General features: G+C 54.2%; 10 protein-coding genes. 3 read left to right on the top strand and 7 right to left on the bottom strand.

What is annotated here, in order from left to right:
- Positions 1–889 precede the first annotated feature (889 nt).
- Positions 890–2,524: a DUF3300 domain-containing protein gene (locus tag FND52_RS14440; RefSeq protein ID WP_144131507.1), complete on the top strand. Its 1,635-nt coding sequence runs from the start codon at positions 890–892 to the stop codon at positions 2,522–2,524.
- A 12-nt stretch (positions 2,525–2,536) separates the two neighbouring features.
- Positions 2,537–3,385, top strand: a complete 849-nt coding sequence (locus FND52_RS14435) for a DUF2950 domain-containing protein (RefSeq protein ID WP_144131505.1) — start codon at positions 2,537–2,539, stop codon at positions 3,383–3,385.
- A 44-nt stretch (positions 3,386–3,429) separates the two neighbouring features.
- Here FND52_RS14435 and FND52_RS14430 read toward each other — a convergent pair whose 3' ends face one another.
- The 5 genes from FND52_RS14430 to pdhR form a co-directional block, all read right to left on the bottom strand.
- Positions 3,430–3,714 (bottom strand): hypothetical protein, encoded by a 285-nt coding sequence (locus FND52_RS14430; RefSeq protein WP_125293650.1) that lies wholly within the window; start codon positions 3,712–3,714, stop codon positions 3,430–3,432.
- A gap of 200 nt (positions 3,715–3,914) precedes the next feature.
- Positions 3,915–5,339, bottom strand: coding sequence for a dihydrolipoyl dehydrogenase (lpdA, locus tag FND52_RS14425; RefSeq protein WP_125293651.1), 1,425 nt, complete (start codon positions 5,337–5,339; stop codon positions 3,915–3,917).
- A 209-nt stretch (positions 5,340–5,548) separates the two neighbouring features.
- Positions 5,549–7,450, bottom strand: a complete 1,902-nt coding sequence (gene aceF, locus FND52_RS14420; RefSeq protein ID WP_144131503.1) for a pyruvate dehydrogenase complex dihydrolipoyllysine-residue acetyltransferase — start codon at positions 7,448–7,450, stop codon at positions 5,549–5,551.
- A 14-nt stretch (positions 7,451–7,464) separates the two neighbouring features.
- Positions 7,465–10,128, bottom strand: coding sequence for a pyruvate dehydrogenase (acetyl-transferring), homodimeric type (gene aceE, locus FND52_RS14415; protein ID WP_125293653.1), 2,664 nt, complete (start codon positions 10,126–10,128; stop codon positions 7,465–7,467).
- A 178-nt stretch (positions 10,129–10,306) separates the two neighbouring features.
- Positions 10,307–11,071 carry a pyruvate dehydrogenase complex transcriptional repressor PdhR gene (gene pdhR, locus FND52_RS14410; protein WP_125293654.1) on the bottom strand — a complete coding sequence of 255 codons (765 nt, stop codon included), beginning with the start codon at positions 11,069–11,071 and terminating at the stop codon, positions 10,307–10,309.
- A 536-nt stretch (positions 11,072–11,607) separates the two neighbouring features.
- Here pdhR and aroP point away from each other — a divergent pair.
- Positions 11,608–12,975 carry an aromatic amino acid transporter AroP gene (gene aroP / locus FND52_RS14405; protein WP_125293655.1) on the top strand — a complete coding sequence of 456 codons (1,368 nt, stop codon included), beginning with the start codon at positions 11,608–11,610 and terminating at the stop codon, positions 12,973–12,975.
- Between the two features lie 65 nt (positions 12,976–13,040).
- On the opposite strand, the gene ampE is transcribed toward aroP, so the two are convergent.
- Together ampE and ampD are read right to left on the bottom strand one after the other, a co-directional pair.
- Entirely contained in the window at positions 13,041–13,895 is an 855-nt protein-coding gene (ampE, locus tag FND52_RS14400) for a beta-lactamase regulator AmpE (RefSeq protein ID WP_125293656.1), read from the bottom strand.
- Positions 13,892–14,455: a 1,6-anhydro-N-acetylmuramyl-L-alanine amidase AmpD gene (gene ampD / locus FND52_RS14395; RefSeq protein WP_144131501.1), complete on the bottom strand. Its 564-nt coding sequence runs from the start codon at positions 14,453–14,455 to the stop codon at positions 13,892–13,894. The genes ampE and ampD overlap by 4 nt, the downstream gene beginning before the upstream one ends.
- Positions 14,456–14,524 lie beyond the last annotated feature (69 nt).

Raw genomic sequence — 14,524 nt, 5'->3', positions numbered from 1 at the left:
CTCTCATTGTCATATGCGGCAGGCGATTCTCTTCACGCTCCTGTGAGACAGCAGTTTGTAGGGTAAATGCCCGATACCGCGTCGGGCAGCATAGCAGGATTTCGAGGGGGTGTTAATCCGTTTACAAAAAAGTAACATAAAAAGATTGGCTGAATCGTTAAGCATGGTGTAGCGCAAGAAAACGGCGTTTTTCGGATACAAAAAAACCGCTTTTCAGCGGTTAGTTTGTGCCATGCGGTGGTAGCAAGCACCGGTCCGGCGGTATTGATTTGTGGCAAACCCTCACGCTGTGCATTTTGCTCCGCTCAGAAACTGAACGCAAGCGGAAAAATGTTTTTTGCGTAACGTTATCCAGATTCGAATGAAAGCCGATGAAATTACTCCTACCCACCTGTTTTAAAAAGTAATCATCAGGTAATGTCCGCATCGGCCTGCTTCGCTGGCGTAGCAACCAGTCACCGGGTCCGGGAGCAGTTCCATTATCTACCTGGCAAATCCTCATTTGCCAGGTTCTGCCTTTCCCGGTGAAGAGGAATCAGCGTAGTCCTGAATAAGGAAACGTACGCAATGGAGATGCGACAGCTATATGCATTAATCATTGTGACAGGTTTACTGCTGACGGCACTGCATGGCGGCTGGAATATTTCCGACATCTCGGTGCTGTTTGTCGTCAACCTCGGCAATTAGCTACTGGCCGCTCGTCAGAGCGGCCTTTCAATAACAGCGCAGCAGCAAATCCATCATCGCTTATAATTTGTGTAATAAATGCTCACACTCTTTATCCGGACTTAATGGCCCGGTTCACCATTTAAGTCAAAAAAGCAAAGTACGGGTGAATATACTCGCGGCAACCTAAACGCCTTACGGCTGGCCTTCGTCGGAGTCATCTATGAAATTGCCCTTTAAGCCACACCTGCTTGCACTATTGTGCAGCGCCGGGCTATTAGCCGCCTCTGGCGTGCTATATGTTAAAAGCCAGACGCCGCCCGTCACGAGCCCCCCGTCATCCCAACCCGCGCCTGTTCAGGCGCAGCCGGCACCCGCCGCGCCGGTTGCCGCCGCCTATACCACCGCGCAAATCGATCAGTGGGTCGCGCCCGTGGCGCTGTATCCGGATGCGCTGTTATCGCAGGTGCTGATGGCGTCAACCTATCCGGCCAACGTCGTACAGGCGGTACAATGGTCGCGGGATAATCCCTCGCTTCAGGGGGATCAGGCGATTCAGGCAGTGGCGAGCCAGCCCTGGGACCCCAGCGTAAAATCGCTGGTGGCGTTCCCGCAGTTAATGGCGTTGATGGGTGAGAACCCGCAATGGGTAGAAGACTTAGGCAATGCCTTTCTGGCCCAGCCTCAGGACGTGATGAATGCCGTGCAAAAGCTCCGCGCACTGGCGCAGCAAACCGGCGCGCTGAAGTCAAACCAGCAGCAGACGGTGACGCAAACGCCTAAAACCTCTGTTGCCGCACCCGCGCCACAAAATTCAGGTGCTGGGAAAACCACCGTGGTAACCAGCGCGCCTGCCGAGACGATCATTAAAATCGAGCCCGCCGATCCGCAGGTGGTTTATGTCCCGACCTACAACCCGAGCACCGTGTACGGCACATGGCCCAACGCCAGCTATCCGCCAGTCTATTTACCGCCCCCTCCCGGGCAGCAGTTTACTGAAAGCTTTGTGAAGGGCTTTGGCTACAGCCTCGGCGTGGCGACCACCTATGCGCTGTTCAGCAATATCGACTGGGATGACGATGACGATCACCACCATCACGATCATGACGATGACTATCATCACGATCATGGCGACGGCTATTACCGCAACGGCAATAACATCAATATCAACGTGGATAACTACAACCGGATATCCGGGGAACACCTCACCGGCGGCGATCGGGTCTGGACCCATAATCCTGCCTATCGCGATAACGTGCCGTACAGGAACGACGCCGTGGCCGCGCGCTTCCATCAAACCAACGTAGCGGGCGGCTTAAGCGCCACGCAAAACGCTGCGGTTTCACGGGATGGGCAGCGCCAGGCGGCGATGCAGCAGCTTCAGCAATCCACGGGGCACAAGCTCAACGCATCCCAGCCCGCAACGCGTGACGCCCAGCGCCAGGCCGCATCAAAACAGCTTAACCAGATAGCCCAGCGCAATAACTATCGCGGCTACGACAGCGCAGATAACAGCGAGCGCCGTGAAGCGGCGAAACAGCATCTTAAAAACCCTACCGCGCAGCAGCAGCAACGCCGGGACGCGGCGAAAAATGAGATGCAGCATCCCACCGCTCAGCAACAGCAGCGCCGGGAAGCGGTGCAACAACATCGAGCGACCATTACCCCGGAGCAGCGACAACAGCGGCGCGAAACGTTAAACGCCAACGCCTTTAGCGGCAACGACAGCCGTTCGCCCTCGTGGCAGGCGCAGCAGCAGCGCGGGCTACAAAGCCGCCAGCATGCAGCAGCGGATCGGGAGCGTCTTTCTCAGGCCCGGGAAAATGTCCCGCGCCATCGTGAATTTCATCGCCAGTAAGCAGGAACGAATATGAAAAACCGAATAACTCTACGCGCCCTTCCCCTGCTTTTACTGCCTGTTCTGGCCCAGGCCCAGCAGTATTTCAACACGCCGGAAGAAGCGGCGAACGCGTTTGCCGTTGCGATAACTCAACAGGATGATGCCGAACTTACCAATCTGCTGGGCAATGACTGGCGAGAATTTTTACCGCCTGAAGGCGTCGATCCGCAGGCCGTTGAACGATTTAACCGCGACTGGAAAGTCAGCCATCGTATCGTGCAAAAAGATAACGTCGCGCATCTCAACGTAGGCAACGAGAGCTGGCAACTGCCGCTGCCCATCGTGAAAGCCGAAAACGGCTGGCGGTTCGATATGAAAAGCGCGGCGGATGAAATCCTGACCCGGGCGATTGGCCGCAACGAACTCTCCGCGATCCAGGCGATGCATGCTTATGTGGATGCTCAGCATAGCTTTTACCAAATGAATCAGGAATATGCGCAAAAATTTGTCAGCAGCGAAGGCAAAAAAGATGGGTTGTACTGGCCCGTGCAGCCAGGCGAAGCACCCAGCCCGTTAGGGCCATCATTCAGTCCGGTGCAGCCCGGTATGGGCTATCACGGATACCATTTCCGTATCATTACCGCCCAGGGTAAAAGCGCAGAGGAAGGTGAGAAAAATTACTTGCAGGACGGGAAAATGGTCGGCGGATTCGCGCTTATCGCCTGGCCGGTTGAGTATGGGAAAACCGGCATCACCACCTTTATGATTAACCAGCAGGATGGGATCTGGCAGAGGGATTTTGGTCCTCAAACCGATGAAAAAGCCAGAGCGATTACGCGTTTCGACCCCGGTAGCGAATGGCAAGCAGTTAACCTTTAAACAGAAAAAGCGGCTATTCAGCCGCTTTTTTATCATCAAAAAAATTATCCCTGATGCGGCATCAGTTCAGGATGCCCAACTACCGGTGGTTTGGTAGTGGAAAGATCGGCTTCATCGGCGCGAATGCTGCCGGAACCGGTGGCCCAGACGCCTTCATGCGTTTTAGTGATTTGCTGGTGCTGGGCATTTAAATCTTCGCCCATGGCGGCGATATGATTCGACTCGGTTCCACCGCTGTTATCAGCCCAGGGGATCTGCTGATCGGCGGCAAGCGTCAGGCCGGAAAATAACGTCGCAGCGAAGGCTGTGGTAATCAAAAGCGTTTTCATTTGTCACCTCTAATTAGTTAGCTGATTATTAATTAGTTCGCTATTAATTTAATCAGTTATTATTTAGCAAAGGGCAACAAGATGTATGGAAATATTCTTCAGGTAACATTTTTCTGCGGGTGATGCAGTCGCGAATACGACATACGGCGGGCGTAAAAAAAGCGGCTATTCAGCCGCTTTTTATCATTTGAAACGAAGGATTACTTCTTCTTCGCTTTCGGGTTCGGCAGGTCGGTGATGCTGCCTTCGAACACTTCTGCCGCCAGGCCAACAGACTCGTGCAGAGTCGGGTGAGCGTGGATGGTCAGCGCGATGTCTTCAGCGTCACAGCCCATTTCGATCGCCAGACCGATTTCACCCAGCAGCTCGCCGCCGTTGGTACCGACAATCGCACCACCGATTACGCGGTGAGTTTCTTTGTCGAAAATCAGTTTGGTCATACCGTCTGCGCAGTCAGAAGCGATAGCACGGCCAGAAGCAGCCCACGGGAAGGTGGCGGTTTCATAGCTGATGCCTTTCTCTTTCGCTTCTTTCTCAGTCAGGCCCACCCATGCCACTTCTGGCTCAGTGTAGGCGATTGACGGGATCACTTTCGGATCGAAATAGTGTTTCTTACCAGCGATAACTTCAGCGGCAACGTGGCCTTCATGCACGCCTTTGTGTGCCAGCATCGGCTGACCGACGATATCGCCGATAGCGAAGATGTGCGGCACGTTGGTGCGTAGCTGCTTGTCAACGCGGATGAAGCCACGGTCGTCCACTTCCACGCCCGCTTTACCGGCGTCGAGGTTTTTACCGTTCGGCACACGGCCGATAGCCACCAGCACGGCATCGTAACGCTGTGCTTCGGCAGGCGCTTTTTTGCCTTCCATGGAAACGTAAATACCGTCTTCTTTGGCTTCAACGGCAGTTACTTTGGTTTCCAGCATCAGGTTGAATTTCTTGCTGATGCGCTTGGTGAAGACTTTAACGATGTCTTTATCGGCAGCCGGGATAACCTGGTCGAACATTTCAACCACGTCGATCTCTGAACCCAGCGCGTGGTACACAGTACCCATTTCCAGGCCGATAATACCGCCACCCATCACAAGCAGGCGTTTTGGTACGGTTTTCAGTTCCAGCGCATCGGTGGAGTCCCACACGCGCGGATCTTCGTGCGGAATAAACGGTAGTTCGATCGGACGGGAACCCGCCGCGATGATCGCGTTGTCGAAGTTGATCACGGTTTTGCCGTTTTCGCCTTCCACTTCCAGGGTGTTGGCCCCGGTAAATTTACCCAGACCGTTGACCACTTTCACTTTGCGGCCTTTCGCCATGCCAGCCAGACCACCGGTCAGCTGATTGATGACTTTTTCTTTCCAGGTACGAATCTTGTCGATATCGGTTTTCGGCTCGCCGAAGACGATGCCGTGCTCAGCCAGCGCTTTGGCTTCTTCGATAACTTTAGCGACGTGCAGCAGCGCTTTAGAAGGGATACAGCCGACGTTCAGACAAACACCGCCCAGGGTGTTGTAACGTTCTACGATGACGGTCTCCAGACCTAAATCAGCGCAACGGAAGGCCGCAGAATAACCTGCCGGGCCTGCCCCAAGTACCACGACCTGAGTTTTGATTTCAGTACTCATCATGACCTCTGTAATTTATATCCGGCGGGTCTGACGCTATTGTTGTTACGCCCATCATCCACCGGGACGTTCTATCCGCCTGTATTTTACAAAATTGTTAACAATTTTGAAACAACAAAACGGCAAACGATTTGTCCTTTATCCTGATAACCGCATAAAGCCTCATGAGATTATCAGAAAAAAGCCGGCCGTCAGGCCGGCTTTTTCGATTACATCACCAGGCGGCGAATGTCGCTCAGCATGTTGTTGATGATGGTGATGAAGCGCGCACCATCAGCACCGTCGATCACGCGGTGGTCGAAGGACAGAGAAATCGGCATCATCAGACGCGGAGTAAACTCTTTACCGTTCCACACCGGTTCCATCGCAGATTTGGACACACCGAGGATAGCCACTTCCGGCGCGTTAACAATCGGCGCGAAGTGGGTGGTGCCCAGGCCGCCGATGCTGGAGATGGTGAAGCAACCGCCCTGCATTTCGCCAGCCGTCAGCTTGCCATCACGCGCTTTCTTAGAAATCACGGTCAGTTCGCGGGACAGCTCGGTAATGCTCTTCTTGTTCACGTCTTTAAAGACCGGAACAACCAGACCATTCGGGGTATCTACCGCAACACCGATGTTGATGTATTTCTTCAGCGTCAGCTTCTGGCCATCTTCGGACAGAGAGCTGTTGAAGCGCGGCATCTGCTCCAGAGCAGCGGCAACGGCTTTCATGATGAACACAACCGGGGTGAATTTCACGTCCAGTTTGCGCTTCTCAGCTTCGGCGTTCTGCTGTTTACGGAACGCTTCCAGATCGGTGATATCGGTTTTGTCGAAGTGAGTCACGTGCGGGATCATCACCCAGTTACGGCTCAGGTTAGCACCAGAGATTTTCTGGATGCGGCCCAGTTCCACTTCTTCAATTTCACCAAACTTGCTGAAGTCCACTTTCGGCCACGGCAGCATGCCCGGGATACCGCCGCCAGTGGCAGCAGCAGGTGCGGATTCAGCGCGTTTCACCGCGTCTTTCACGTAGACCTGAACGTCTTCGCGCAGGATACGGCCTTTACGACCGGTGCCTTTCACTTTCGCCAGGTTAACGCCAAATTCGCGCGCCAGGCGGCGGATCAGCGGAGTAGCGTGGACGTAAGCGTCGTTTTCAGCGAATTCAGTTTTGCCTTCCGCTTTAGCCGGTGCAGCGGCCGGTTTCTCTGCTTTCGCAGCCGGAGCCGGTGCAGCCGCTTCCTGCTGAGCAGCCGGAGCCGCAGCAGGCGCAGCGCCTTCCACTTCGAAGATCATGATCAGGGAGCCGGTAGACACTTTATCGCCGGTGTTGATTTTGATCTCTTTGACGGTGCCCGCGAACGGTGCCGGAACTTCCATAGAGGCTTTGTCGCCTTCTACGGTGATCAGTGATTGTTCAGCGGCCACTTTATCGCCCACTTTCACCATCACTTCGGTCACTTCAACTTCGTCACCGCCGATGTCCGGTACATTAACTTCTTTAGAGCCGGATGCCGCCGCCGGAGCGGAAGCCGCCTGCTCTTTGACTTCAGGTTTTGCAGCCGCAGCCGGCGCAGCGCCTTCCACTTCGAATACCATGATCAGGGAGCCGGTGGAGACTTTGTCGCCAGTGCTGATTTTGATCTCTTTAACCTTGCCCGCGAACGGAGAAGGGACTTCCATGGAGGCTTTGTCGCCTTCCACGGTGATCAGAGACTGCTCAGCGGTCACGCTGTCGCCAACTTTGACCATGATTTCGGTGACTTCAACTTCGTCGCTGCCGATATCCGGTACGTTAACTTCTTTCACGCCGCCCGCTGCAGCAGGTGCTGCCGCCGGAGCCGCTTCTTGTTTCTTCTCTTCTGCCTTGGCAGGTGCAGCGTCAGCTGCACCGTCGGCGGAATCGAAAATCATAATCAGTTTGCCGGTCTCGGTTTTGTCGCCGACAGAGACTTTGATCTCTTTCACGACGCCAGCCTGCGGAGACGGCACTTCCATAGAGGCTTTGTCGCCTTCTACGGTGATCAGCGACTGTTCAGCTTCAACTTTGTCGCCCACTTTGACCAGGATCTCGGTGATTTCAACTTCATCAGCCCCGATGTCCGGTACGTTGATTTCGATAGCCATTATTCTTTTACCTCTTACGCCAGACGCGGGTTAACTTTTTCTGCATCGATGTTGAATTTGGTGATTGCGTCGGCAACCACTTTCTTATCGATTTCGCCACGTTTAGCCAGTTCGCCCAGGGCCGCTACTACCACGTAGGAAGCATCAACTTCGAAGTGGTGACGCAGGTTTTCACGGCTGTCAGAGCGGCCGAAACCGTCGGTACCCAGTACGCGGTAATCATCAGCCGGTACATAAGTACGAACCTGTTCAGCAAACAGTTTCATATAGTCAGTGGAAGCCACTGCCGGCGCGTCGTTCATCACCTGAGCGATGTACGGAACACGCGGGGTTTCCAGCGGGTGCAGCATGTTCCAGCGCTCGCAATCCTGGCCATCACGCGCCAGTTCGGTGAAGGAGGTCACGCTGTAAACATCGGAGCCCACGCCGTAGTCTTTCGCCAGGATCTCTGCCGCTTCACGCACGTGACGCAGGATAGAACCGGAGCCCAGCAGCTGAACTTTACCTTTGCTACCTTCGAGAGTTTCGAGTTTGTAGATACCTTTACGGATACCTTCCTCGGCACCTTCCGGCATTGCCGGCATGTGGTAGTTTTCGTTCAGGGTGGTGATGTAGTAGTAAATGTTCTCTTGCGCTTCACCGTACATGCGTTGCAGACCATCGTGCATGATCACAGCAACTTCGTAGGCGTAAGACGGATCGTAAGAGATACAGTTCGGGATAGTCAGCGACTGAATGTGGCTGTGGCCATCTTCGTGCTGCAGACCTTCGCCGTTCAGCGTGGTACGACCGGAAGTACCGCCGATCAGGAAGCCGCGCGCCTGTTGGTCACCTGCTGCCCAGCACAGGTCGCCGATACGCTGGAAACCGAACATGGAGTAGTAGATGTAGAACGGGATCATCGGCAGATCGTTGGTGCTGTAGGAGGTCGCCGCCGCCAGCCAGGAAGACCCTGCGCCCAGCTCGTTGATGCCTTCCTGCAGGATCTGGCCTTTCTCGTCTTCTTTGTAGTATGCAACCTGCTCACGGTCCTGCGGGGTGTACTGCTGGCCGTTCGGGCTGTAAATACCGATCTGACGGAACAGACCTTCCATACCAAAGGTACGCGCTTCGTCAGCGATGATCGGAACCAGACGGTCTTTAATAGACGGGTTCTTCAGCATCACGTTCAGGGCACGAACGAAAGCGATGGTGGTGGAAATTTCTTTGTTCTGCTCTTCCAGCAGCTGTTGGAAATCTTCCAGCTTCGGCAGTTCCAGCTTCTCAGTGAAGTTCGGAATGCGGCTCGGCAGGTAGCCGTGCAGCTTTTCACGCTGACCGTGCAGGTATTTGTGTTCTTCAGAACCTTCCGGGAAGGTGATGTAAGACAGTTTTTCTACCTGCTCGTCGGTCACCGGCACATTGAAACGGTCGCGGATATAACGCACGCCGTCCATGTTCATTTTCTTCACCTGGTGAGCGATGTTTTTACCTTCGGCGGTATCACCCATGCCATAGCCTTTAACGGTATGGGCCAGGATAACGGTCGCTTTGCCTTTGGTTTCCTGCGCTTTTTTGAATGCAGCGTAGATTTTCTTCGGATCGTGGCCGCCACGGTTCAGGGCCCAAATCTGATCGTCAGTCCAGTCGGCAACCAGTGCGGCAGTTTCCGGGTATTTACCGAAGAAGTGCTCGCGAACGTACGCGCCGTTTTTGGATTTGAAGGTCTGATAGTCGCCGTCAACGGTTTCGTTCATCAGCTGGATCAGTTTACCGCTGGTGTCTTTACGCAGCAGCTCGTCCCAACGAGAACCCCACATCACCTTGATAACGTTCCAGCCAGCGCCTGCGAAGATGCCTTCCAGTTCGTTAACGATCTTGCCGTTACCGGTTACCGGGCCATCCAGACGTTGCAGGTTACAGTTGATGACGAACACCAGGTTATCCAGTTTTTCACGGGTCGCGATAGTGATCGCGCCTTTGGATTCCGGCTCATCCATCTCGCCGTCGCCCAGGAAGGCGTAAACGGTTTGCTGGGAGGTGTCTTTCAGACCGCGGTGTTCCAGATACTTCAGGAATTTAGCCTGATAGATCGCGCCGATCGGGCCCAGGCCCATGGATACGGTCGGGAACTGCCAGAATTCCGGCATCAGTTTCGGGTGTGGGTAAGAAGACAGACCATTGCCATGCACTTCCTGACGGAAGTTGTTCATCTGCTCTTCGGTCAGACGGCCTTCCAGGAAAGCACGTGCGTAAACGCCTGGAGAGATGTGGCCCTGGAAGTACACCAGGTCGCCGCCGTCTTTGTCGTTGCGGGCGCGGAAGAAGTGGTTGAAGCACACATCATATACGGTCGCGGAAGACTGGAAGGACGCCATGTGGCCGCCAAGCTCCAGGTCTTTTTTAGACGCGCGCAGCACGGTCATGATGGCGTTCCAGCGAATAGCCGAGCGAATACGACGTTCCAGCTCCAGATTCCCCGGGTATTCCGGTTCATCTTCAACGGCAATAGTGTTGATGTAGTTGCCAGCTCCGGTACCAGCGGCAACCTGTACGCCTCCTTTACGGGCTTCGCTCAGGAGCTGGTCAATCAGATACTGAGCACGCTCAACACCTTCTTCACGGATTACCGATTCGATCGCCTGTAGCCAGTCGCGAGTTTCAATCGGATCCACGTCATTTTGTAAACGTTCTGACATGGGGGGTATTCCTTATCTATCTAATACGTTGATTTAGCTGGAACCTGTCCCATTGTATTTTCACGGGGTTACTGCTCACAAAAACACAATAAGACAGGTTCTGCGTTTAGTTGCCGCGCTCTAAAAGTTGGCGCTCAATTCGCACTGTTTTCTTACTCTGACGAGCCGGAAAAAGCGCTTAGTCCTTTCGTTGCTGTAGGCGGCGCAGTGAGCGTTCACGACGACTGTGCTCACGGCTGCGGTCCAGCAATATCTCCTCAATAAAAGCGAGATGGCGATGCGACGCTTCTCGCGCCTGCTCCGGCTCTCTCGCCATAATCGCCTCGAATATACGAGAACGATGGTTGCTTACCAGCGGGAGCATCTCCCGGCGGGCATACAGCAATTCAAAATTCTGTCGAACGTTTTGGGCCAGCATTGGCTCCATGCAGCGCAGTAAGTGTAGTAGCACAACGTTGTGTGCAGCTTCGGTGACTGCGATTTGATACTGCATTACGGCGTCGGATTCGGCATCCAGGTCGCCGGATTGCTGGGCAAGCTCAATGGCCTGGTGGAGTTCACGGATACGCTCAAGGTCTTCGTCAGTGCTGCGAAGCGCGGCGTAATACGCGGCGATGCCCTCGAGGGCATGACGGGTTTCCAGCAGATCAAATTGAGATTCAGGGTGATCGGTCAGTAGCTCGACCAGCGGGTCGCTGAAGCTCTGCCATAGTGTGCTTTGAACAAATGTCCCGCCTCCCTGGCGACGAAGCAGTAATCCTTTGGCTTCGAGACGCTGAATTGCCTCTCGCAGTGAAGGACGCGATACGTCGAACTGTTTCGCCAGTTCGCGTTCCGGTGGGAGTTTTTCGCCAGGACGCAAGGTCCCTTCCAGGATGAGAAACTCCAGTTGCTGCTCAATCACATCGGATAGTTTTGGTTGGCGGATTTTGCTGTAGGCCATTATTCCCTGTCTCTGCCATTAGCCCGGAGTCAATTGGTATGACCAATTTCACATTCGTGACGCTAAAGTAACAAAGTATTCACCTTCTGTCCATCCCGGTTTTGATTGAAATCAGTAAAGCAGCCACATTTTAACAACCCTACAGAAATAACGTTTCATTAATGTAACTTTGCACAAATGAGGTATTTACCTCCAAAGAAGTAGTTTTAACTTTAGTGAAACGTCAATATTTGCGATCTGAACCGATTCATCAGATTAAAATATGAATATAAATGCGTAATTTGCGTATAAATTGAAAAAGCAGGCGGGAAAGAATAATAACGAGGCGATTTACAAATGGTTTCTTTTTATTCACTTCTTCTGCATCCGCGTTAAAAGCAGGTGCATTCAACTGCGCTTACCACTATTCTTGGCGCTGTGGTAGAGGAATAGGGAAAATTAAGCCTTCCACTTCGTAAATAAAAAAATACACCTATCGGAATATACAACTTACAACGGTGAAAATTCACACCGATTATGATCACTCACGAGGTTCTATGATGGAAGGTCAACACGACACGCTGAAGCGCGGCCTGAAAAACCGCCATATTCAGCTTATCGCGCTGGGAGGAGCAATCGGCACGGGCCTGTTTCTGGGCAGCGCCTCTGTTATCCAGTCCGCAGGGCCAGGTATTATCCTGGGCTACGCCATTGCGGGTTTTATTGCCTTTTTGATTATGCGTCAATTGGGCGAAATGGTAGTCGAAGAACCTGTTGCAGGTTCCTTCAGCCACTTCGCTTATAAATACTGGGGCGGATTTGCGGGCTTCGCTTCCGGATGGAACTACTGGGTACTGTACGTTCTGGTTGCTATGGCGGAACTGACCGCCGTAGGGAAATACATTCAGTTCTGGTGGCCGGAAATCCCAACGTGGGTCTCTGCTGCCGTCTTCTTCGTGCTGATCAACGCCATCAACCTGACCAACGTAAAAGTGTTCGGCGAGATGGAATTCTGGTTTGCCATCATCAAAGTTATCGCGGTTATCGGCATGATCCTGTTTGGCGGCTGGCTGCTGTTCAGCGGCACGGCGGGCCCGCAGGCTACGGTACGCAACCTGTGGGAACAGGGCGGCTTCCTGCCGCACGGCATCTCGGGGCTGGTAATGATGATGGCGATTATTATGTTTTCCTTCGGCGGGCTGGAGCTGGTGGGCATTACCGCCGCTGAAGCCGATAACCCGGAAGAAAGCATCCCGAAAGCCACCAATCAGGTAATTTACCGTATTCTGATTTTCTATGTGGGCTCTCTGGCGGTACTGCTGTCGCTGATGCCATGGTCGCGCGTCACCGCCGACACCAGCCCGTTCGTGTTTATCTTCCATGAGCTGGGCGACGCGCTGGTGGCGAACGCGCTTAACATCGTGGTGCTGACGGCGGCGCTGTCGGTCTATAACAGTTGCGTATACTGCAACAGCCGTATGCTGTTCGGCCTGGCGCAACAGGGCAACGCGCCGAAAATGCTGCAAAAAGTGGATAAGCGCGGCGTGCCGGTGAACACCATTCTGATCTCCTCGCTGTTTACCGCGCTGTGCGTACTGATTAACTACTTCGCACCGGAAGAGGCTTTCGGCCTGCTGATGGCGCTGGTGGTTTCCGCCCTGGTGATCAACTGGGCGATGATCAGCCTGGCGCACATGAAATTCCGTCGCGCTAAACAGCAGCAGGGCGTTAAAACCCGCTTCCCGGCTATCTTCTACCCGATGGGCAACTGGCTGTGCCTGGCCTTTATGGCGGCGGTACTGATCATCATGCTGATGACCCCGGGCATGGCGATTTCCGTCTACCTTATCCCGGTATGGCTGGTGATCCTGGGCGTAGGTTATATGTTTAAACAAAAAGGCGCGAAGGTCGCGAAAGCGCACTAATTACGCTCCGCTATAACGAAAAATGCCTGGGTTTCCCCAGGCATTTTTTATTGCTAAAGCCGCTGTTACACCAGCGTGCCGTAAATCGTTAGCAGCGCGACCACCACCACAATCACCAGCGTCGTTTTCCTGGCCATTGATACCGCCGCTTTCGGGGTTTCGATCTTATCCAGATGCGGCTCGCGTGCCAGTGAGAACTGCGCCAGACGCGTCAGCACCTGATACTGCGACGTATGACGATCGGCCAGCGACGCGAACCACGCGGGCAGTGCCCGTTCGCCATGGCCCAACAGGGCATACACCACGCCCGCCAGACGTACCGGCACCCAGTCCAGCACGTGCAAAATGCTGTCTACGCCAGAATAAAGACGCTGCTGCGGCGAATGGTGGCGCGCCAGCCAGGATTGCCAGGCGCGCAGGAAGGCGTATCCGGTCAATAACACCGGTCCCCAAATCCCGCCAACGATAAACCAGAACAGCGGTGCCAGATAAAAACGGAAGTTAATCCACAGCAGCGCGTTTTGCAGTTCGCGCAGATAGTCGCGCTCGTCGCAGTCGTGCGGAACGCCGTGGATCAGCGTCAGCTCTGCCGACATCGCATCTCTGGCATGGCTGTCGCCCTGGCTCGCCGCTTTCAGATAGGCATGATAGTGCAGACGCACCTGCCCTGCCCCGATGCACAGCAGCGCCAGTAAAATCCAGAACACCAGCAGCGGCACATTGAAAAACAGCCCGTACAGGGCGCGCAGGCAGAGCCAGACAATCAGCATGGCCAGCAGCGTCATGCCGATCGTCCGCCACCAGGAAAAATGGTGGATCCGGCGGAAGACGCCTTCCAGACGGCTGTCCAGTTGCCAGTGCTCGCCCAGCTTGAATAAGCGCTCGGCGATAAGCACCAGCAGCAAGGTGAATAACGTCATGACACCTCCTTATTTGTCGGGCAGTCGACCAGGGCACGAAAGCGTTGCCAGTCGAACGCCGGGCCGGGATCGGTTTTGCGCGTCGGCGCGATATCGCTGTGCCCGGTCATATGTCGGGCAATGTTCGGATACTGTTCGATAAGCGTACGCGTCAGCGCTGCCAGTTGCTGGTACTGCGCATCGGTATAGGGCAAGGTATCGGTGCCTTCCAGCTCAATACCAATAGAAAAGTCGTTGCAGCGTTCGCGGCCCTGATACACAGAGACGCCCGCATGCCAGGCGCGCTTATCAAAGGGGACATACTGAACGATTTCACCGTCGCGGCGAATCAGACAATGCGCGGATACGCGCAAATGGGCGATGTCAGCGAAGTAAGGATGGGCGTCGGGATCTAAGGTTCCGGCGAACAGCGCATCGATCCACGGCCCGCCAAATTCACCCGGCGGCAAACTGATATTGTGTACCACCAGTAATCCAGGTTGTTCATCATCTGGCCGACTATCCTGATGAGGCGAGCACTGATGCCTCACTCCCTGTAGCCAGCCCCCGTTAACCTGCATGCGGAGACCTCCTTTTTATGGTGCTGAAACACGCTTCAGAGTAGCATGTTTACCTCTCAGGATTAGCCA

Origin of the sequence: Atlantibacter subterraneus (assembly GCF_007570865.1) — a bacterium.
GTDB classification, from domain to species: Bacteria; Pseudomonadota; Gammaproteobacteria; order Enterobacterales; family Enterobacteriaceae; genus Atlantibacter; species Atlantibacter subterraneus.
This window is presented reverse-complemented; position numbering and strand designations above follow the sequence as displayed.

Bases quoted from the DNA above. Each gene is read 5' to 3' on its own strand.
- FND52_RS14440 (WP_144131507.1), top strand. From the start codon at position 890: ATGAAATTGCCCTTTAAGCCACACCTGCTTGCACTATTGTGCAGCGCC.
- FND52_RS14435 (WP_144131505.1), top strand. From the start codon at position 2,537: ATGAAAAACCGAATAACTCTACGCGCCCTTCCCCTGCTTTTACTGCCT.
- FND52_RS14430 (WP_125293650.1), bottom strand. From the start codon at position 3,714: ATGAAAACGCTTTTGATTACCACAGCCTTCGCTGCGACGTTATTTTCC.
- lpdA (WP_125293651.1), bottom strand. From the start codon at position 5,339: ATGAGTACTGAAATCAAAACTCAGGTCGTGGTACTTGGGGCAGGCCCG.
- aceF (WP_144131503.1), bottom strand. From the start codon at position 7,450: ATGGCTATCGAAATCAACGTACCGGACATCGGGGCTGATGAAGTTGAA.
- aceE (WP_125293653.1), bottom strand. From the start codon at position 10,128: ATGTCAGAACGTTTACAAAATGACGTGGATCCGATTGAAACTCGCGAC.
- pdhR (WP_125293654.1), bottom strand. From the start codon at position 11,071: ATGGCCTACAGCAAAATCCGCCAACCAAAACTATCCGATGTGATTGAG.
- aroP (WP_125293655.1), top strand. From the start codon at position 11,608: ATGATGGAAGGTCAACACGACACGCTGAAGCGCGGCCTGAAAAACCGC.
- ampE (WP_125293656.1), bottom strand. From the start codon at position 13,895: ATGACGTTATTCACCTTGCTGCTGGTGCTTATCGCCGAGCGCTTATTC.
- ampD (WP_144131501.1), bottom strand. From the start codon at position 14,455: ATGCAGGTTAACGGGGGCTGGCTACAGGGAGTGAGGCATCAGTGCTCG.